Source organism: Komagataeibacter melomenusus, from assembly GCF_013155395.1.
Lineage (GTDB): Bacteria > Pseudomonadota > Alphaproteobacteria > Acetobacterales > Acetobacteraceae > Komagataeibacter > Komagataeibacter melomenusus.
Genome location: NZ_JABJWC010000001.1, coordinates 67402 through 87121, shown reverse-complemented (window position 1 = coordinate 87121; position 19720 = coordinate 67402). Strand labels below are relative to the sequence as shown.

18 protein-coding genes are annotated in these 19720 nt (G+C 65.4%); 8 read left to right on the top strand and 10 right to left on the bottom strand.

The window, feature by feature from the left end:
- Window positions 1-21: 21 nt before the first annotated feature.
- Both mfd and HNW77_RS00430 read right to left on the bottom strand, forming a co-directional pair.
- A complete protein-coding gene (mfd, locus tag HNW77_RS00435; RefSeq protein WP_172154339.1) occupies window positions 22-3504 on the bottom strand; it encodes a transcription-repair coupling factor in 3483 nt (1160 codons plus the stop codon).
- Complete coding sequence (locus HNW77_RS00430) at window positions 3501-3812, bottom strand: succinate dehydrogenase assembly factor 2 (protein ID WP_172154337.1); 312 nt, start codon at window positions 3810-3812, stop codon at window positions 3501-3503. Before HNW77_RS00430 ends, mfd begins: the two co-directional genes overlap by 4 nt.
- A 105-nt stretch (window positions 3813-3917) precedes the next feature.
- On the opposite strand from HNW77_RS00430, the gene recG reads away from it, so the two are divergent.
- On the top strand, window positions 3918-6065 hold the full coding sequence (gene recG / locus HNW77_RS00425) for an ATP-dependent DNA helicase RecG (protein ID WP_172154512.1): 2148 nt from the start codon (window positions 3918-3920) through the stop codon (window positions 6063-6065).
- On the opposite strand, the gene acuR is transcribed toward recG, so the two are convergent.
- Entirely contained in the window at window positions 6004-6738 is a 735-nt protein-coding gene (gene acuR, locus HNW77_RS00420) for an acrylate utilization transcriptional regulator AcuR (RefSeq protein WP_241694198.1), read from the bottom strand. The two genes, recG and acuR, sit on opposite strands and share 62 nt — an antisense overlap.
- A 379-nt stretch (window positions 6739-7117) precedes the next feature.
- On the opposite strand from acuR, the gene HNW77_RS17940 reads away from it, so the two are divergent.
- Window positions 7118-7801: a cold-shock protein gene (locus HNW77_RS17940; RefSeq protein ID WP_172154335.1), complete on the top strand. Its 684-nt coding sequence runs from the start codon at window positions 7118-7120 to the stop codon at window positions 7799-7801.
- Window positions 7802-8072: 271 nt separating this feature from the next.
- Here the strand turns inward: HNW77_RS17940 and smpB are convergent, their stop codons facing one another.
- From smpB to HNW77_RS00395, 4 genes are all read right to left on the bottom strand, one after another.
- Window positions 8073-8567 carry an SsrA-binding protein SmpB gene (smpB, locus tag HNW77_RS00410; RefSeq protein ID WP_172154333.1) on the bottom strand — a complete coding sequence of 165 codons (495 nt, stop codon included), beginning with the start codon at window positions 8565-8567 and terminating at the stop codon, window positions 8073-8075.
- 3 nt (window positions 8568-8570) lie between these two features.
- Window positions 8571-9449: a 4-hydroxy-tetrahydrodipicolinate synthase gene (gene dapA / locus HNW77_RS00405; protein ID WP_187353119.1), complete on the bottom strand. Its 879-nt coding sequence runs from the start codon at window positions 9447-9449 to the stop codon at window positions 8571-8573.
- A 162-nt stretch (window positions 9450-9611) separates the two neighbouring features.
- Window positions 9612-10457: a prephenate dehydratase gene (locus tag HNW77_RS00400; protein ID WP_172154321.1), complete on the bottom strand. Its 846-nt coding sequence runs from the start codon at window positions 10455-10457 to the stop codon at window positions 9612-9614.
- On the bottom strand, window positions 10454-11197 hold the full coding sequence (locus tag HNW77_RS00395) for a 3-deoxy-manno-octulosonate cytidylyltransferase (protein ID WP_172154319.1): 744 nt from the start codon (window positions 11195-11197) through the stop codon (window positions 10454-10456). Before HNW77_RS00395 ends, HNW77_RS00400 begins: the two co-directional genes overlap by 4 nt.
- Before the next feature lie 137 nt (window positions 11198-11334).
- On the opposite strand from HNW77_RS00395, the gene HNW77_RS00390 reads away from it, so the two are divergent.
- The 3 genes from HNW77_RS00390 to serA all read left to right on the top strand — a co-directional run bounded on the left by HNW77_RS00390 (window position 11335) and on the right by serA (window position 14015).
- Entirely contained in the window at window positions 11335-11841 is a 507-nt protein-coding gene (locus tag HNW77_RS00390; RefSeq protein WP_172154317.1) for a c-type cytochrome, read from the top strand.
- Window positions 11841-12656 (top strand): inositol monophosphatase family protein, encoded by an 816-nt coding sequence (locus HNW77_RS00385; protein ID WP_172154315.1) that lies wholly within the window; start codon window positions 11841-11843, stop codon window positions 12654-12656. Before HNW77_RS00390 ends, HNW77_RS00385 begins: the two co-directional genes overlap by 1 nt.
- Before the next feature lie 93 nt (window positions 12657-12749).
- Window positions 12750-14015 (top strand): phosphoglycerate dehydrogenase, encoded by a 1266-nt coding sequence (gene serA / locus HNW77_RS00380; RefSeq protein WP_172154313.1) that lies wholly within the window; start codon window positions 12750-12752, stop codon window positions 14013-14015.
- A gap of 164 nt (window positions 14016-14179) precedes the next feature.
- Here the strand turns inward: serA and HNW77_RS00375 are convergent, their stop codons facing one another.
- The gene (locus HNW77_RS00375; protein ID WP_172154202.1) at window positions 14180-14353 is read right to left on the bottom strand and encodes a hypothetical protein; all 174 of its coding nucleotides are present in this window, start codon (window positions 14351-14353) and stop codon (window positions 14180-14182) included.
- Between the two features lie 148 nt (window positions 14354-14501).
- Here HNW77_RS00375 and HNW77_RS00370 point away from each other — a divergent pair, with 148 nt between their 5' ends.
- The gene (locus tag HNW77_RS00370) at window positions 14502-15008 is read left to right on the top strand and encodes a hypothetical protein (protein ID WP_172154311.1); all 507 of its coding nucleotides are present in this window, start codon (window positions 14502-14504) and stop codon (window positions 15006-15008) included.
- Window positions 15009-15179: 171 nt separating this feature from the next.
- Here the strand turns inward: HNW77_RS00370 and HNW77_RS00365 are convergent, their stop codons facing one another.
- Window positions 15180-16541 carry an MATE family efflux transporter gene (locus tag HNW77_RS00365; RefSeq protein WP_172154309.1) on the bottom strand — a complete coding sequence of 454 codons (1362 nt, stop codon included), beginning with the start codon at window positions 16539-16541 and terminating at the stop codon, window positions 15180-15182.
- 182 nt (window positions 16542-16723) lie between these two features.
- Between HNW77_RS00365 and HNW77_RS00360 the strand changes: the two genes are divergently transcribed.
- A complete protein-coding gene (locus HNW77_RS00360; protein ID WP_172154307.1) occupies window positions 16724-17890 on the top strand; it encodes a restriction endonuclease subunit S in 1167 nt (388 codons plus the stop codon).
- A gap of 45 nt (window positions 17891-17935) precedes the next feature.
- Here HNW77_RS00360 and HNW77_RS00355 read toward each other — a convergent pair whose 3' ends face one another.
- Entirely contained in the window at window positions 17936-18466 is a 531-nt protein-coding gene (locus HNW77_RS00355; protein ID WP_172154305.1) for a metallophosphoesterase, read from the bottom strand.
- Between the two features lie 202 nt (window positions 18467-18668).
- Between HNW77_RS00355 and HNW77_RS00350 the strand changes: the two genes are divergently transcribed.
- Window positions 18669-19718, top strand: a complete 1050-nt coding sequence (locus HNW77_RS00350) for an AI-2E family transporter (RefSeq protein ID WP_172154303.1) — start codon at window positions 18669-18671, stop codon at window positions 19716-19718.
- Window positions 19719-19720: the final 2 nt, after the last annotated feature.

Here is a 19720-nt window from a genome sequence, read left to right as displayed (position 1 = left end):
TGAAGCTTTTTTCAAGAAGCTTCAGGCCGAGACGCCTGCCTCCTCATGCACCATCCGCACCAGTGCGCCAAGCACCTTGCGCGCCTGTGTGATGCGCTGGGCGTTGGTCATCTCGCGTATGATCGCAAGCTTGTGGTCGGGCCGCAGGCGCACATTGGCGTCCTTCTGCCTGCCGATCCATGCCACCAGCCCCGCCGGGTTGGCGAAGGTGTTGCCCCGGAACTGAATGACCATGCCCTTGGGGCCTGCTTCGAGCCGTTCCACCCCGGCCTCGCGGCACAGGCGCTTGAGCGTTACCACATCAAGCAGGTTGCGCACCTCATCGGGCAGCGTGCCGAAGCGGTCGACCAGTTCGGCCTCCATGGCTTCGACCTCGGTATCATTGGCCAGGGCCGCGATGCGGCGGTACAGGCCAAGGCGCACCGGCAGGTCGGTCACGTAGCTGTCGGGTATGAGCACCGGCAGGCCAAGGATGATGTTGGGTGTCCAGTCGCGGTCCTGCAGCTTGCGCCGCCCCTTTTCGGTGCGCAGGTCGGCCACGGCATCCTCGAGCATCTGCTGGTACAGCTCGATGCCCACTTCACGGATATGGCCCGACTGTTCATCACCAAGCAGGTTGCCTGCCCCGCGCAGGTCAAGGTCGTGCGAGGCGAGTGTGAAGCCTGCGCCCAGCGTGTCGAGTGTCTGCATCACTTCCAGCCGCTTCTGGGCTGCGGCCGAGAGCACATGTGTCTGCGGCCAGGTCAGGTAGGCATAGCCGCGCTGCTTGCCGCGCCCCACGCGCCCGCGCAACTGGTAGAGCTGGCCCAGGCCAAACATGTCGGCGCGGTGGATGATGAGCGTATTGACCGCAGGCATGTCCAGCCCGCTTTCCACGATGTTGGTGGAGAGCAGGATGTCATATTTGCCATCACTGAATTCGGTCATCACCCGTTCCAGTTCGGTGGGGCTGAGGCGACCATGGGCCTGCACCAGCCTGGCATCGGGCACGATCTCGTGCAGGCGCGCGGCCATGCGGTCGAGATCCTCGATGCGCGGCACCACGCAGAACACCTGCCCGCCGCGGAAGCGCTCGCGCTGGATCGCCTCGCGGATCACCACGCTGTCGAACGGCATGATGAAGGTACGCACCGCCAGCCGGTCGGTGGGCGGGGTTGCGATCAGGCTCATCTCGCGCACGCCGGTCAGGGCGAGTTGCAGCGTGCGGGGCAGCGGCGTGGCGGAAAGGGTGAGCACATGCACGTCCTCGCGCAGGGCCTTGAGCTTTTCCTTGTGGGCTACGCCAAAATGCTGCTCTTCATCGACGATCAGCAGGCCGAGGTCAGCGAATTTGACCGTCTTGGCCAGCAGGGCATGGGTGCCGATCACGATATTGACCGTGCCATCGGCCAGGCCCTTGCGCACGGCAGTCGCCTCCTTGCCCGTAACCATGCGCGAAAGCTGCGCCACATTGACCGGCAGCCCGGCAAAGCGGGCCGAGAACGTGCGGTAATGCTGGCGGGCCAGCAGCGTGGTCGGTACCACCACCGCCACCTGCGCGCCCGACATGGCGGCAACAAAGGCGGCACGCAGCGCCACTTCGGTCTTGCCAAAGCCTACATCGCCACACACCAGCCGGTCCATCGGCTTGCCAGATGCCATGTCGTCCAGCACATCGGCGATGGCGCGGGACTGGTCCTCGGTCTCGATGAAGGGGAAGCGGGCGCAGAATTCATCCCACAGCCCCTCTTCGGGCGTCAGTGCCGGGGCTTCACGCAAGGCGCGGGCGGCTGCGGTGCGGATGAGTTCGCCCGCCATGTCGCGGATGCGCTGCTTCATCTTCGCCTTGCGCGACTGCCACGACACGCCGCCAAGCTTGTCGAGTGCCACATGCGCCTGGTCGGAGCCGAAGCGACTGAGCAGTTCGATGTTCTCGACCGGCAGGAACAGCTTCTCGTTGCCATCATAGATCAGGCGCAGGCAGTCATGCGGCGCGGTGCCGACCCCGATGGTCTCCAGCCCGTCATAACGGCCAATGCCGTAATCCTGATGGACGATCAGGTCGCCTTCGGCGATCTCGGAGGCTTCGGAGATGAACTGGTCCGCCTTCTTGCGCCGCCGGGGCGGCCGCGAGATGCGCTCTCCCAGCAGGTCCTGCTCGGAGATGAAGGCGAAATTGTCGGCAACGAAGCCGCGCTCCAGCCCCAGCGTGAGCAGCCCCACCGTGCCGGGCCTGAGCTTCTGCGCTTCTTTCCATGTGGCAAAGGTCTGCACCGGCAGGCGGTATTCGCGCAGCAGCACGCCAATGCGCTCGCATGAACCACGCGTCCAGGCCGTGACATAGGCGCGCCTGCCGGTCTGCGCCCATTCCTCAACGCGTGTATGCAGCATGGGGAAGACGTTCTCGCGCCCCTCAGTCACGGTCTTGGCGAATATCTGGCCCGGCCTGCCGCCCGCATCCATGCCCGGCGCGCCATCGGGCTGGGCGAAGGGCATGAACACCACGGCCTTCTTGCCCGCAATCATTGCATCCCAGCCCTTGCGGTCGAGATACATCAGGTGCGGCGGCAGCGGACGGTAGGGCACTTCCCCTTCCCGCGTTGGCTGCTTGCGGGCGTCGTAGTGGTCGGCAATCATTTCCAGCCGGGTGGCCAGCACCTCCCCGGCCTGGTTGGCGAGCGAGATGGTCACGCCGGGCAGGTAGTCCACCAGTGTTTCCATGTGTTCATGGAACAGGGGCAGCCAGTGCTCCATGCCCGCGTGCCGCCTGCCATCGGAGATGTGCTGGTACAGCGGGTCATTGGCGGCAGCCGGACCGAACAGGTCGCGCCAACCGGTGCGAAAACGCGATATGCTGGCCGGGTCGAGGCTGAAATCGGCCACCGGGCGCATGGTCAGGCTGTCGATCTTCGCCGTCGAGCGCTGGGTGCCGGGGTCGAAGCGGCGGATGTTCTCCACCTCGTCGCCAAACAGGTCGAGGCGCACGGGCTCGGCCTCGCCTGCGGGAAAAATATCGAAAATGCCGCCACGGGTGGCGAACTCGCCCTGCTCCATCACCGTGTCGGTGCGGTTGTAGCCATGGGCGATGAGCAGCTCCATCAGGAAAGGCGCGTCAAGGCTTTCGCCGGTCTTTATGGTGATCGACTGCCCGGCAAAGGCCGCGCGCGGGGCCACGCGCTGGATGGCGCCCATTACCGTGGTCAGCACGATGCGCGGCGCGGCGGCCTTTTCCAGCAGGCGGGTCAGGGTGGCCACCCGCTCCGCGATGATGGCGGGGTTGGGGGAGACACGGTCATACGGCAGGCAGTCCCAGCCCGGAAAGCGCAGGATTTCCGCTCTGGGTGCGACAAAGGCCAGTTGGTCGGCAATGCGCGCCATGGAGGCATCATCACGGCACACATGCAGCACGGGGCCTTCGTTCTCGCCCAGGCGGCGGGCGAGCAGGAAGGCGTCATACCCATCCGGCACGCCCCATACGGGAACGGGGGCGCCGGGTGCGAGCGAGAAACCTGCCGTATCGGTCATTTTCCGCCCCGGATCGCGGCAAGGCGGGCGGGATCGGTGGCATCGGCCATGATCTGCCGCATCATGGGCGTGTTGAGTTCGGGCGGCACCGGGCGGCGGCCGCTCAGCCAGTCGGCCAGGTCGGCATCGGGCAGGTCCATTACCGCCTCGAGCGCGTCAAGCTCGGCTTCGGTCATGCCCTCGAGCCGGGGGGCGACGAACCCGCCGATCAGCACGTCGGTTTCATGCGTGCCGCGATGTGTGGCACGGTAATAGATCTTGCGCCGCCGCGTATCGAGGCGGGAGAGATCAGGCGTTCTGGCTTCCATTGCGTTCCACCCCTGTATGGTTGTGTTTTGTTCCGTAACGCAGGTGTCCTATAGCCCTCATGCGGGCAGATGTCAGCCCGCATGACAAGCATGCCACCCCGCAGGATGAACCGCCGCGTGTCCGATACCCCACCCCCGCCCGCCAATTCCGTTCTTGCCCCGCTGCTTGCGGGGATTGAAAGCCTGCAGGGCGTGAAACCGGCCACCGCGAAGCTTCTGGCGCGGGTGGCCGGGGGCGGGCGGGTGATCGACCTGCTGTTCCACCTGCCGGAATCGGTGGTGGACCGGCGCTACCGCCCTGCCCTGCGCGCGGTGGAAACCGGGCGGGTGTGCACGCTGCTGGTCACGATTATGCGCGTGGTGCCGCCCGCGCCGGGCGGCGGGCGCGGCAGGCGGCCGTGGCGCGTGGTGGTGAGTGACGGCACGGCGGAGGCGGAACTGGTGTTCTTCTCCCCCCATCAGGTGCGCAGGCTTGAGGCCGGGCAGGATATTGCCGTGTCAGGCACGCTGGAGCGCTTTGGGGAGCGGCTGAGCATGGCGCACCCCGATTATCTGGTGCTGCAGGCGCGACTGGCCGAAATTCCGCTGCTCGACCCGGTCTGGCCGCTTACGGCGGGGCTGTTTCCCAGCCAGGTGCGCAGCGCCATCCGGGCGGCGTTCGCGGTCTTTCCCGCCCTGCCGGAATGGCAGGATGCCAGCGTGCTGGCGCAGCGCAAATGGCCCGGCTTCGAGCAGGCGCTGCGCACGCTGCACCGCCCGTGCGACTTTCCAGAACTGATGGAGGGCGAGGCCCTGGTCGGCGCGTCCGAGCGGGCGCGGGCGCGGCTTGCCTGTGATGACCTGCTGGCCCAGCAGGTTTCCATGGCGCAGGCGCGCAGGCTCAACCGCCTGCGGCCGGGGCGCAGCATCGTGAGCGATGGCAGCCTGCGCGCGGTGGCGCTGTCGCGCTTCGGCCACGAGCCGACCACGGCCCAGACCCGCACGCTGGCCGAAATCGATGCCGACCTTGCCGCCCCCCGCCAGATGACGCGCCTGTTGCAAGGTGACGTAGGCGCGGGCAAGACACTGGTGGCGCTTCTGGCCATGCTGGGCGCGGTGGAGGCAGGCCACCAGGCCGCCCTGATGGCACCGACCGAAATCCTCGCCCGCCAGCATCTGGCCACGTTTGAAAAACTCTCCCCCGTGCCGGTGGCGTTCCTCAGCGGCAGCGTGAAGGGCAAGGCCCGGCGCGCGGCACTGGCCAGTATTGCCGATGGCACGGCCCGGATGGTGATCGGAACCCACGCCCTGTTTCAGGAAAGCGTGGTGTTTGAGGATCTTGCCCTGGCCGTGATTGACGAGCAGCATCGTTTTGGCGTGGAGCAGCGCGCCATGCTGGGCGAGAAAGGCCACCAGACCGATGTGCTGGTCATGACCGCCACCCCCATTCCCCGCTCGCTGCTGCTGACCCAGTGGGGGGACATGCTGGTCAGCCGGCTCGATGTGAAGCCTGCTGGCCGCAAGCCGGTGCGCACCTCGCTGCATGCGCTCTCGGCCATGGACGACCTGCTGGCGGGCCTTGAGCGGGCGCTGGCGCGCGGCGCGCGGATCTTCTGGGTCTGCCCGCTGGTGAGCGAGAGCGAAACCGTTGACATTGCCGCAGCCGAGGCCCGGCACCATGCCCTTGCCGCCCATTTTGGCCCGGATGCCGTGGGGCTGGCGCACGGCCAGCAGGATATTGCGCTGCGCGAGCAGGCCATTGCCGATTTTGCCGCCGGGCGCACGCGCATCCTGGTCGCCACCACCGTGATCGAGGTGGGGGTGGATATTCCCGATGCCACGGTGATGGTGATCGAACACGCCGAGCGCTTTGGCTTGGCGCAACTGCACCAGCTACGCGGGCGCGTGGGGCGTGGGCAGGCGGAATCCTACTGCCTTCTGCTCCATGACAGTGCGCTTGGCCAGACCGCGCGGCGCAGGCTGGCGCTATTGCGCGAGACGGAAGATGGATTCCTGATTGCCGATGAGGATTTTCGCCTGCGTGGCGGTGGCGACCTGACCGGCAGGCGCCAGTCCGGCCTGCCTGATTTGCGGCTGGCCAGCCCGCTGCATGTTGACATGCTGCTCCGCCTTGCAGCGCAGGATGCCCGCAGGCTGGTCGATACCCCGCCCGAAAAGACTCCCCCCGCGCTGCGCGCGCGCAGGCAGGCGGTCAGTTTGCTGCTTGAGCTGTTTGCGCGGGCGCAGGCTGTGCGGGCGATACGCGCGGGGTAGCAGGGGGCTGGCACGCGGGCGGCCTGATCCCCAGGGATGTTGCCGCCTGCGCCATGTAGAAGGTCGTGAACAGGTCCAGCGGTTCGGGCGCATGCTCCATGCGCGCCCGCAGCACCGCGCCTTCCCACCCGATCCAGAAATAGCGGGCGAGTTGCATGCTGGTGCGCTTCTGCGCAGCGGTGGCCCGGGTGCCAAAGCCTGCGAGCAGGCAGGCATTCACGCGCTTTTCCCACCCGTTCATGATCGTGAGCAGGAGTCCATGAAACGAATCGGGCAGCATGTCGATTTCCTGCCCGAGGTTGCCGATCAGGCAGCCCCGGCGGAAACCATGATGCTGCATGTTGGCGCGTGCATCATGCACGAAGTTGAGCAGGCGCTGCAGCGGGGGCGTATCTGGCTCGTGCAGCCACAGCTCCAGCCGGGCGTTGAAGGATCTGGCGTAGTCCTCGATCAGGACCTGCCCGAAATCCTCCTTGCTGCTGAAGCAGTAATAAAATGATCCCTTCGAGATGCCCGTAGCGTGCAGCACATCATCCACGCAGGTGGCGGAAAAGCCTTTTTCTGTCAGTAAATCAACGCCTGCACGGACCAGCATGGCGCGTGTGCCCTCTGGCGCGCGGGCGGTCTTGGGCGGTCGGCCCCGACCGCGCCGGGGGGGAGATGTATCGGGCATGGCGTTTTTTCTTATCTCGGCAAGGGGCAGATGAATCAGGTACTGGCCTCGATAATGTGCGACTGCGTCTAGAAATCAAGGACAATCGTGCATTTAATTTATATCTTTGCGTTCCCCCCTTTTTGCATTCCTGCCCCTCACAAACAGGTCAGGATGAAAATTCGTGTGGCAACCAAAGGCGGGAATATGCTTTGGTGTTGTTGATGCCGATGCGATTTATGCTAGGGTCACCGTAGGATGGAAAAAGTTTTCCTGAGCCGCCCGCCGCCTGAACACCGGCCCAGGGTCAGACAGGCCAGCCTCCATCCTGCAAACGTGCTTTCATTCGGTGGTGTTCCACAACGGAACATCCGCCACCTAGACCTCGGGATTACGACCGTTGAGAAGTAACAGGACCGACCGCAGCTCCCGCTCCCCGCGCCGCGGCGGGTTTGACGATGATTTCATGTCGTCGCCTTCATTTGGTGATCGCGGCGCCCCGCCGCCGCGCCGCTCCTTTGGTGGTGGAGGTGGTGGTCCCCAGATCGTCGCATCCGGGCCGGAAATCAGCGCCACTGTAAAGTGGTTCAATAGCGAAAAGGGCTTCGGCTTCGTTGAGCTGTCCGATGGGTCGGGTGACGTGTTCCTGCACGCCAATGCCCTGAACCCCACCGGGCATGCCACGGTTTCGCCGGGCACCACGCTGGTTGTGCAGATCGGCCAGGGCCCCAAGGGCCGGCAGGTCGCCAGCGTCCTTTCCGTTGATGAGAGCACGGCACAGCCCGAGCGCCCCCGTGGCGGTGGCTTTGGCGCGGCTCCGGGCGCACGCGCCGGTTTCTCGCGCTCCGGCCGCCCCGCCCCTGACCTGTCGCACGCGCAGGACATGCGCGGCACGGTCAAGTGGTACAACGCGACCAAGGGCTTCGGCTTCATCACGCCCGAGAATGGCGGCAAGGACATCTTTGTCCACGCTTCCGCCCTTGAGCGTTCGGGCCTGTCCGGCCTGACGGAAGGCCAGACGGCAAACGTGCAGGTTGTTGAAGGCCAGAAAGGCCCCGAGGCAGCCGCCCTGTCGGTCGACTGAAGACTTTCCCCTGCCCCACGCCAGCTTCTGGCTGGCGTGGTTGGGGGAATGGATAAAAAACAGGGCCATCCCGCACGGGTTGGCCCTGTTTTTTGTTGGGTATCATGCCAGGTATGTTCAGCCAGTAGTGGCGAATAGAGCCTGCCTTGCCCGCTACCCTGCGTGGCGTATCAAAAGTTTCTGGATGCTGCGGTTTTAACAGGACAGCATTCTTTGAAGTTTTTTGAAAAAAGCTTCACCAAAAACGTCTGATTTTCTATCAATCCGCTGTTTAGTCTTCACGGCCCTTGTTGCGCAGCAGGCGGGCCTTGTCGCGCGCCCAGTCACGCTCGGCTATGGCGTGGCGCTTGTCTTCCTTCTTGCGGCCCTGCCCCACGCCCAGCGTCAGCTTGGCAAGGCCACGGCTGTTGAAGTGAATGTCCAGCGGCACCAGGGTCACGCCGTTACGCGCGGTCTCGCCCAGCAGCTTGTCCACCTGTTTCTTGTGCAAAAGCAGCTTGCGCGGCGCGCGTGGCTCGAAGCGTGACAGCACGCCGCCCTGATATTCGGGGATGTAGCTGTTGATCAGCCACAATTCCCCGTTGCGTTCACCGGCATAGGCCTCGTTGATGGTGGCCCGCCCCATGCGCAGGCTTTTGACCTCGGGCCCCTTGAGCACCAGCCCCGCTTCCACCGTTTCAAGGATGGAGTAGTTGAAGCGGCCCTTGCGGTTCTGGGCTGCGATCCCGGTCGAGATCATGCCGCTGCCCTTGTTCTTGCTGGCCATGATTCAGTCCAGTAGCCCGACGGCATCGAGCGCTGCCTTTACCTTGGCCCGGCTGGCATCGGCCAGGGGGGCCAGGGGCAGGCGGCAGGTCTCGCCCATCAGCCCCAATACGCTTGCGGCGAACTTGACCGGCACGGGATTGCTTTCACAGAACAGGGAATCATGCAGCGGCAGCAGCCGGTCCTGCAGTTCCATGGCGTCCATCACGTTGCCATCATTCCAGCTCTGCTGCACCTGCGCGCACAAAGCCGGGGCGACATTGGCGGTAACGCTGATGCAGCCATCGCCACCAGCGGCGAGGAACGCGACCGCAGTGCCATCCTCGCCCGAGATCTGGTTGAACGGCTTCTTCACCGCGCGGCGCACGAGCAGCGGGCGCAGCAGGTCGCCCGTCGAATCCTTGACCCCGATGATGTTGGGGTGGAGCGCCAGGCGCGCCATGGTCTCGACCGAGATGTCGATGACCGAGCGGCCCGGAATGTTGTACAGGATGACGGGAATGCTGATGGCATCGGCCACGGCCATGAAGTGGCGGTACACCCCTTCCTGCGTGGGCTTGTTGTAATAGGGCGTGACCACCAGCACGGCTGAGGCCCCGGCCTTTTGCGCCTGCTGGGCCATGCCCACGGCCTCGGCCGTGCTGTTCGAGCCGGCTCCGGCAATGACCGGCACGCGCCCGGCTGCGGATTTTATGGTGAATTCAACGACTTTGGCATGCTCATCATGCGTCAGTGTCGGGCTTTCGCCCGTGGTGCCGACGGGTATCAGTGCGGATGTGCCCTGCTGGATCTGCCAGTCGATGAAGCGGCCCATGGAAGGCAGGTCAAGTGACCCATCCGTATTCATGGGGGTAATAAGGGCGGTCATGGAACCCTTGAACATGGTTGTTTCCACCTGGATCCTGTGTCTTGGCTATGCGTGCGCCGGTTGTCCGGCACCATCGTTTTCATGTGCCCTGCCGTGTCCCGGCGCGGGCAGGCAGGGTATCATACAGGCAATGCGGGCCGGGGGGCAAAACATGGCCGCCCTGCCCTGCCCTGTCCTTCACGCCCCCTGCCGGAAGGGGGATGCGGGATAGACGCCCAGGATTTCCTGGCGTTCCGAAAAGAATGAAAGCTCGCGCAGCGCCTCGGCCAGCGGGGGCGCCTGCGGGTGACCTTCCACATCCATCAGGAACTGCGTGGCCGAGAACGAGCCTTCCAGCATGTAGCTTTCCAGCCGGGTCAGGTTCACGCCCGTCGTGGCCAGCCCGCCCAGCGCCTTGTACAGCGCGCCGGGCTGGTTGCTGACCCTGAACAGCAGCGTGGTCATGAAACCGGGCCCCGGTGGCGGCAGGGTGTCGGGCCTGCGCGATGCGATGTAGAAGCGCGTGGTGTTGTGGGCGGCGTCCTCCACGTTGCGGCGCAGGATTTCAAGCCCGTTGAGTTCGGCCGCCAGTTCGGATGCCACGGCCACGTCTTCCTTGCGGCCCCAGTCGCGCACCATCTCGGCAGCGCCTGCGGTATCGAACTCCACAACCGGCTCCAGCCCCAGTTCGCTCACCACGCCGCGCACCTGCGCCATGGCGACCGGGTGGGTGTGCAGCCGCTTCGCATCGCTCAGCTTCGTGCCGGGAATGCCCAGCAGGCAATGCTCCACGCGCTGGAAATGCTCGCCCACGATGAACAGCCCCGCCTGTGGCAGCAGGGCGTGGATGTCAGGCACGCGGCCCGCAAGGCTGTTTTCGCACGCCAGCATGGCCAGTTCGGCCTGCCCGTCATGCACGGCGGCGATGGTCTGGGCAAAGGTCTGGCATGGCAGCGTGGTCCAGCCGGGCCGGGCGGTGCGGCAGGCCAGGTCGGAATAGGCGCCCGGCCGGCCCTGGAAGGCGATGATGCGTGCGCCACTCATGCCACGGCTCCGAGCATCTGGCGCGCGCGCTCAAGATCGGCGGGGGTGTCAACGCCGAACGGCGCCGTGGGGATGCGGGTGCAGCCAATGGTCATGCCCGCCTCGAGTGCCCGGAGCTGTTCAAGTTTTTCGCGCTGTTCCAGCCCGCTTTCGGGCAGGCTGACAAAACGGGCCAGTGCCGCGCGGCGATAGGCGTACAGCCCCACATGGTGCCACAGCGGCCCCTCCCCCCACGGTATGGGCATGCGGGAAAAATACAGCGCGCGCGCCACGGCATCCGGCGCCTCGCTGCCAAAGGCGCAGGCTACCTTCACCACCGAGGCCGCTTTCGCCTCCGCTTCATCACGCACGGGTGCGACAAGGGTTGCGATATCCACCGCGCCATCAGCCAGCGGGCGCAGCACGGCGCGCAGGCTCTCGGGGTCAATGCCCGGCAGGTCGCCCTGCAGGTTGATGATGGTGTCATGCCTGCCCGTGGGGTCAAGCGCGCCGAGTGCGTGCCAGATGCGGTCCGAGCCGGAGGGCAGGTCCGGGTCGGTCAGGATGGCGGTGCCGCCCGCGTGGACCACCACATCAACAATGGCGCGGTCGGCGGTGGCAACGGCAACCGGGCCGATGCAGGCAGCCTGCGCGCGCTTGAGCACATGCACGATCATGGGGCGGCCCGCGATATCGGCAAGCGGTTTGCCCGGCAGACGGGTCGAGGCCATCCGGGCCGGAATCAGGACAATAGGGTTCATGGGGTCTGGGTCTGGGCCATCCGTAATCTGTCGCGGCGGCACGGGCCGCACGCCGCCCGTGCATGCTTCACACAGGGCGCGCGGCAGTCTAGGTAAGGAGCGGTTTACATGCAACCGTGGGAAGGACGCCCGACTTCATGGACAGTACACGCCTTAACCAGATCGGGGTTGCCTGCCTCATTGCCGTGGGGGTGCTTGGCGCAAGCTGGGGCATTGCCCGCACGGCCGTGCCCGAGCCCCTGCCCGCGAAGGCTGGCGTGGCCATACCGCGCCCGGCCGCCCCGGCGCCGGGCAATTCCATTGATGATCTGGTCGCCAGGGCCAGCGTTGAAAAGGGCCATGCCCTGGCCGACAGGCAGTGCGCCATGTGCCACAGCATGGCGCCCAATGGCCCCTCCATCATCGGGCCGGGCCTGTTTGGCGTGTTTGGCACGCATGTGGGCGATATTCCGGGCTATGACTTCTCGGATGCGCTCAAGGCGCACAAGGACGAGACCTGGACCAACGCCACCCTTTCCGCCTGGCTCAAGGGGCCTGCCGACTATGCATCGGGCACCAAGATGTCCTTCCCCGGCATCGCCTCGGAAACCGACCGCGCGGACGTGATCGCCTATCTGCGCTCGCTCAGGCCGGAGGCGCCCTGATGGCCGCCCTGCCCGCCGGTTTCGCGCGTGATGCGGTGCTCGAGGCCGCCCTTGCCGCCGCCGATGTGGCCCGCAGCGTGGTGCTGCCCTTCTTCCGCCGTGGGGTCCTGGCGGATGACAAGGCCGATGCCAGCCCCGTCACCATTGCCGACCGCACGGCGGAGCGCGCGATTCGGGCGGTCCTGTCCGAGCGCCTGCCCGGTTTTGGCATCATGGGCGAGGAATTCGGCCTTGAAGGGGGCGAGAGCCCGTATCGCTGGGTCATCGACCCGATTGATGGCACCCGCGCCTTCCTGACCGGCCGGCCCACCTTCGGCACACTCATCGCGCTGCTGCACAATGAGGTGCCGCTGCTCGGCATCATTGACCAGCCGGTCACGGGCGAGCGCTGGGTTGGTCTGCGGGGCGAGGCGACGCGCTTTCTCTCCACCCTGCCCGGCACGCCGCGCACGCGGGCCTGCGCTGACGTGGGGCGGGCCGAACTCTCCTGCACGGCGCCTGAAATCCTTGATGCGCCGCACCGCCCCGGTTTTGACGCGCTGGCGCAGGCAGCCCGGCGCACAAGCTGGGGGGGCGACTGCTACGCCTATGGCCTGCTCGCACTGGGACAGATCGACATCATTGCCGAATGCACCATGAAGATATGGGACTGGGCCGCCCTCGTGCCGGTGGTGGAAGGTGCTGGCGGCTCTATGACCGACTGGGCAGGCCGGCCCCTGCGCGCCGATGGCGATGGCACGGTGCTTGCGCTGGGTGATGCTGGCCTCCTGCCGCGTGCAAGCAGCCTGCTCGTGCCGGATGCCCGCGCGGGCTGAGGGCACGAATTCATCTTTCCCCCTAGCGATGGCGCGGCCAATCGGATAGGGACGACCTACCTTCTTGACCGTATCAGAGCGGGAGCACGCGACATGACCAGCCCATCCACCGGCCACCTTTCCCTTCCCAAGGACAAGATCCGCATCCTGCTGCTTGAGGGCATCCATGACAGTGCCGTCAACCTGCTGAAGGAAAACGGATACGAGAACGTCACCCGCCTCAAGACCGCGCTGGAAGGCGAAGCCCTGCAGAAGGCGCTGGAAGGCGTGCATATCGTGGGCATCCGCTCGCGCACGCAGCTCACGCGCGAGGTGATCGAGAAGGCCGACCGCCTGATCGCCATCGGCTGCTTCTGCATCGGCACCAACCAGGTCGATCTCGACGCTGCGCGTGAGGCCGGTATTCCCGTCTTCAACGCACCCTACAGCAACACCCGCTCGGTGGCCGAACTGGTCATGGGCGAGATCGTGATGCTGATGCGCCGCATCTTCCCCAAGTCGGAGGAATGCAATGCGGGCATCTGGAAAAAATCCGCCACCAATAGCTGGGAAGTGCGTGGCAAGACGCTGGGCATCGTGGGCTATGGCTCGATTGGCTCGCAGCTTTCCGTGCTGGCCGAAGCCTTTGGCATGCGCGTGTTCTATTATGATGTGATCGACAAGCTGGTGCACGGCAACGCAACACCGGTCGATACGCTCGAGACCCTGCTGGCCCAGAGCGACGTGGTCAGCCTGCATGTGCCCCAGACCCCCGAGACCGCGGGCATGATTGGCGAGGCGCAGATCCGCGCGATGAAGAAGGGCTCCTTCCTCATCAACAACGCGCGCGGCAATGTGGTCGACCTTGATGCGCTGGCCGCCGCCCTCAAGGATGGCCACCTGCTCGGTGCGGCGATCGACGTGTTCCCCAAGGAACCCAAGCAGGCGGGCGAGCCGCTCGAAACCCCGCTGCGCGGGCTGGATAACGTGATCCTGACCCCGCATATCGGTGGCTCGACAGCGGAAGCGCAGGAGCGCATCGGCGTGGAAGTGGCGCGCAAGCTGGTGGAATACTCCGATATCGGCTCCACGCTGGGTGCGGTGAACTTCCCTACCGTGCAACTGCCCGAAAACCCGCACGGCACGCGCTTCATGCATGTGCACCGCAACGTGCCGGGCATCATGCTGCAGATCAACGAGATCTTCTCCAGGGAATCCTGCAACGTGACCGCGCAGTACCTGCAGACGGCGGGTGAACTGGGCTACGTGGTGGTCGAGGCCGATACCGGCCGCGATGTGGAAAAGGACAACCGCATCCTTGACCGCCTGCGTGAACTCAAGGGCACGCTGCGCGCGCGCCTGCTGTACAAGCAGCAGTAACCGGGCGTTTGAACACACCGCATCCAGGGTCTTGAAAACAGCCTGATGATTGCACGACAAAGGGAGCGCGCCAGTTGGCCTGCTCCCTTTTTTTATATGATTGGGGGGGAAAGCCGGACGATGCGGCACCGGGTTTCCTCATCAAGGGCGTGGACGCCACTCTTCTACGGACCTCCGGCGGCCTGTATCGGTCTGGAGCGGGGCAGGCCATGCGCCGCGCAGCAGGCCAGAACCGGCACGGCCCCGACAGGCACGCGCGGGTCGATCTTCAGCCCGGTGCCCTGCATGGGCTGCCTGCCATGGTAGACCTCATAGGTGGAGGGAACATGGATATTCATCCCGCTTCGTGCTAACGCTAGAAGCAGGCGTGCCGCCATATTGCGTGGTGCGTTGGGAACTGGCGTGCAGTCCTTGCATGCCGGGTGGCTTTGTATTTGTCAGGGTTTGCTACAGTGCACGGTTATGTGGACCCTCAGGGGGTAACCTGTGATCTGGGGTGATTTCCAAGCGGTAATCCAGCTCTCGGCTGGACTGAACGTGGCCATTCTCAGCTTTGTCGATATCAGCCTGCCTGCCATAAAGGAACGCAGGCGGGTCTTTGCCAAGGCCCGGCAGGAACTTGAACTGCACCGTAGCGGCACCGACCACCAGCATCCCGATGATGCCGACGAGTATGCCGCTGCCGTGCAGGAAATGGACCGCAAGCTGTTCATGTTATGGCAGGAATCCTCCACCTTCATCCGTGAGGAGGAATCCCTCATCCGCTCCACCGGCGTGCTCGGCGTGTTTGGCGCCGTGCTGAGCCTTGGCCTGCTGTGGTATTCGGCGGTGCATTATAGCGGGGTGATCTCGCTCATGGGGCGGGTGCTGATCATCCTGTCTTTCTGTTCGCTGCTTGGCGCGTTCCTGATCAATTTCATGACCGCGTCGCAGGCGGGCGTGTTTACCAAGAAATGCAATTCCATCCGCGAGGAAATGCACAAGCGCCTGTAAGGCCACGATGGCGCCCTGGAATTATTGGAATTAAAAGAAGTTTTTGGTGAAGCTTTCTTCAAAAAGCTTCAAGGAACGCCGCTTTTTTAAAAAAAGGCGGCATCCAGAAACTTTTTATTGTGTTCGGCCCATATTTATTTTCAAAACCGGCGCGACCGGGCGGGGCTTTTCCTACCCTTTTTGCACCACTTGCTTCATGCGCCACGCGATGCGGGTGCCATGAAGCACGAATACCGCCACCAGCCCCATGCCAATGCCGTACCACAGGCCCTGCACGCCCATGCCGCGGTCAAAGGCTAGGACGATGCCAGCGGGAAAGCCAATCCCCCAGTAGCCGATAACCGCCAGCACCATGGGGATGGTGGTATCGCCCTGCCCGCGCAGGATGCCTGTGGCGATGGCCTGCAGGGCATCAGGCACCTGAAAGATTGCGCCCGCCATCAGCAGGGCGAGTGCGAGATGCACCGCCTGCGCGTTTTCCGGCAGGGCCGCATCAAGATAGAAGCCGATGATGGTCTGCCGCCCTGCGGCCAGAACGAGCGTGGCCAGGCAGGCCACCCCCATGCCCAGCGCCATGCCCGCACCGGCGGCGCGGCGGACCATGGCCGGGTCGTTGCGTCCCGTCCAGTAGGCCACCCGTATGTTGCTTGCCTGCGCCATGGCCAGGTACAGCACGAAGCACTGCATGCCGATGCCCAGCATGATCTGGAATGCCGCAAGCCCCGCATTGCCCAGCCTGGCGGCCTCGAGGCTGTTGGCCTGGAACAGTGTCACCTCCGCCATCGCGGCGGCCAGCATGGGCAGGCCGGTGCGCAGCAGGGCGGCGGTATGCTTCCAGTCATGCGCGCGCGGGCGCAGGGCGGTGCGCAGCTCGGGCCTGCGCGCCATGAACGCCAGCAGGATGAGGGGCATGCACCACAGGGTGATGACCGTCGCCACCGCCGACCCGTGCAGCCCCAGCGCGGGCAGGCCGAACCAGCCGTGGATGAGCGTTGCATTCAGCACCCCGTTCACCACCGTAACACACGGCATGACCCGCATGAGAATGCCCTGTGCCCCCATGACCGGCAGCGCCGTGGTCAGCACGCCCTGGCCCAGCAACGCAGGCGGCACCGCCCACATCAGGATATGCACGAACGCGGTTACCGGCGCGCGGATGGCCTCGGGCTCGTGCAGCCATGCCAGGAGCCGGTCGATGTGGTACAGGCAGAACAGTTCCGGCCCGCACAGCATGATGGCGACCACGAGCATGGAGGTGATTGTGGTGCCGAGGCTTGCATGGTCCTGCCGCCCGCGCGCCTGCGAGAGCAGGATGCCGCCTGCCTCGATCATGGCGGCAAGGATGGCGTTGAGCGTGAAGAACGTGCCCGTGGCCAGCCCGCCAATGGCAAGGGCCGCCGCCCCCAGGCTGCCGAGCAGGACGTCATCGGTCAGCCCCATCAGCATCTGGGCGAACTGTGACAGGCCCATCGGTCCGGCAATGGCAAGGATGGAACGGAATTCCGCCCCGAAGGATGTGGTTGGACGCGTCATGAACCCCCTGCTTCACCCATGCCCCGCCGGGCCATGGTCATGTGCGGCACGCGGTATGGTGCTCGGGGGTGGGGTTTTATACGACCCGATGGCGCACGGCCAGCAGCCATGCCGCGCAAACGCCTGTCATGATGTATTTTTCATGTGGCGGCCCGGTCCGGCCCAACAGTAAAGGATGAGGCATGACGTGCCATGATCGCCCGCCTCCACCCCCGCCCCGGGCATGGCCCGTGGTGCCGCTGGGCGCCCTGGTGGAATGCCTTGATGCGGCCCGCGTGCCCCTTAACCGCGCGCAGCGGGCGCAGCGTCCGGGGCCTGTGCCCTATCATGGGGCCAGTGGCGTGACCGGGCATGTCGATCAGGCACTGTTTGATGGCGCGCTCGTGCTGCTGGGGGAAGACGGCGCGCCGTTTTCTGATCCATCGCGTGATGTCGCGTTCTTTCATGAAGGGCCGCTATGGGCGGGCAACCACGTGCATGTGCTGCGCCCGCGCGCGGGCGTGGATGGCCGCTTCGTGGCGCATGCCCTCAATACCCTGTCCTACGGTCCGTATGTGGAGGGGGCGACCCGCACCAAGCTCACGCGCGCGCGCATGAACAGCCTGCCGGTTCCCTGTCCTTCCCTTGCCTGCCAGCGCCTTGTGGCCGACCGGCTCGAGGGCCGCCTGCAACGCATTGACGGGCAGTTGCGCGTGCTGGACAGGCTTGACGCGCTGGGTCCGGAGCAGGTCCGGGCCATCATCACGCAGGCCATCGGGGCGGCAGGCGGCACGCGGCGGTTGCTGGGGCATGTGTTTGACATTACCGGCGGGGGCACACCCGCCACGACCCACGCCGCCTACTGGGGCGATGACGTGGCGTGGATAACCCCTGCTGACCTGCCATCCGGGCCGCCTGCGGTGGTGGCGCGCGGGCTGCGCGGCCTCTCGGCGGCGGGGCTGGCGGCGTGCCGGGCCACGCTGGTGCCTGCGGGCGCGCTGGTGGTATCAACCCGCGCCCCTGTGGGCCGGGTGGGGCTGGGATGCGGCCCGCTTGCCGTCAGCCAGGGGTGCAAGGCGCTGGTGCCGCGCGGGCGTGGGGTGGACCTGCGCTACGCGGCGCTGGCGTTATGGGCGGCAGGGCCGGAACTGCGCCGCCGCGCGGGGGGCAGCGTGTTCCCCGAGGTGGATACCCTCACCCTGGCCTCGCTGGAACTGACCTTTCCGGCGCTGGCAGGCCAGCGCCAGGTGGCGCAGGCGGCGTGGGCACGACTGGAGCATGTTGCGGCACAGGCTGGAGAACGGGCCCGACTGCGTGGCCTGTTGCATGAATACCGCATTGCCGTGCGGCGATCTGCGATGGGCGCGTGATGGGCAGGCGGCGCATTCCTGGCGGCGCGTTGCGGCCCGCCCGTATCAGGCAGGGCGTGCGGGCGGGGCCAGGGCGCTGATGGTTTCCACGATGTCATTGAAGGCCACGGGCCGGTAATCCCACACATCCACCCCCACATCACATGACAGGCTGGTGGGCGTGAGCCTGTCATGCACATGCCCATAAAAATGCAGGCTGTCGTGCCAGAAGCCATTCCATTCCGCGATGGGATAATGAAACAGCACCACCCTGCGGCCATCAAGCCTGAGTTCGGCATAGGCCTGCGAGGACACCCACCCCTGCCAGTTCCGCACGGCTTCACTGTCATGGTTGCCCCAGATCAGGTGCTTTCGGCCATTCAGCCGCGGCAGGATCGCCTCTGCCCGCTGTGTGCCGTGGGCCACGTCGCCCAGGTGCCACACGTCATCATCGGGGCCGACGGTGGCGTTCCAGTTGCTGACCAGTACCGCATCCATTTCGGCTGCCGTTTCAAAGGGTCGTTTCGTGTAGCGGATGATGTTGGCATGGCCGAAATGGGTGTCGGCGGTAAAAAAGGTCCTGGGAGAGCGGGGCATGTCGTGTCCGGGTCGGAAAAGGGCTACCAATGGACCAGCTTGTGCCTGCATGGGCAAGATGGGTGGTGTTTTTTATAAGCCGGGCCTCTACCCTGTGCTGACATGACCACGGGGCACGCGCCACCTGCCACAATGGGCGGCCTGTGCGTTATTGCGTTATGGTGCAGCCTTTGATGAACCCCAGCAGGATAGAACACGCCCTATGGAAGAAAACCGGAGCCGGACCCAGTATATCGGTACCTTCATGTTCGTCTGCGCGGTCCTGCTGTTTTCCGCATGGATCGAACAGTCATTCCTGTTTGCCTTCGTGTGGGGTGGTATCCTCACCATCACCACCTTCCCGCTCTATACGCGGCTGGTGGGGCGCGGCATGGGGCGTGGGGTGGCCGCAGGGCTGATCGCGGCGGGTATCTTCGCGCTGCTGGCCGTGCCCATGATTGCCATGGCCGTGCGGGCGGGGCTGGAAATTCCCTCGCTCATGGCATGGGGGCGGACCGCGCTGCATGATGGCATTCCCGTCTCGCCGCAGGTCGATGACATTCCGCGTGTTGGCCCCAGGCTGGCCGGGCTGTGGCGGCGCTACCTGTCCGACCCCGATGAACTGCGGCACTGGACCGGCGTGGTGTCGCGCATGGTGGCCACCGGCGACGGGCGCGAACTGCCGCACCGCCTGATGGAAATGACCGAAACCTTCGTCATCGCCACGCTGTCGGTCTATTTCTATCTCCATGCCTCGCAAACGCTCATTGCCGATATCCGCGCGGTCGGGCAGCATTTTCTGGGTGCGCGCGCGCGGGACGTGATCCGCAACACCGTGGGCGCCGTGCGCGGCACGGTGGCGGGGTTGGTGCTGGTGGGGCTGGGCCAGGGCGTGCTGGTGGGCATTGGCTACTTCATTGCGGGCACCCCCCACCCCGCCCTGCTCACACTGGTGACGGCGGTGGTCAGTGTCATCCCCTTCTGCGGGCCGATCCTGCTATGCGTGACCACGCTCATGACCTTTGCGGCCAATGGCGTGATGCAGGCGGTGATCGTGGGGGGGATCGGCACCATCGCCTATGGCGCGGGCGATCACTTCGTGCGGCCCAAGCTGATCAGCGGCAGCACCAGCATTCCCTTCCTTGCGGTGCTGACGGCCATTCTGGGTGGCCTGCATGTGTTTGGCCTGCTCGGGCTGTTCATCGGGCCTGCGGTCATTGCGGTTGCCCTGTCGCTATGGCGCACGGCGGCGGCGGAAGAACGCGCCCGTTAACC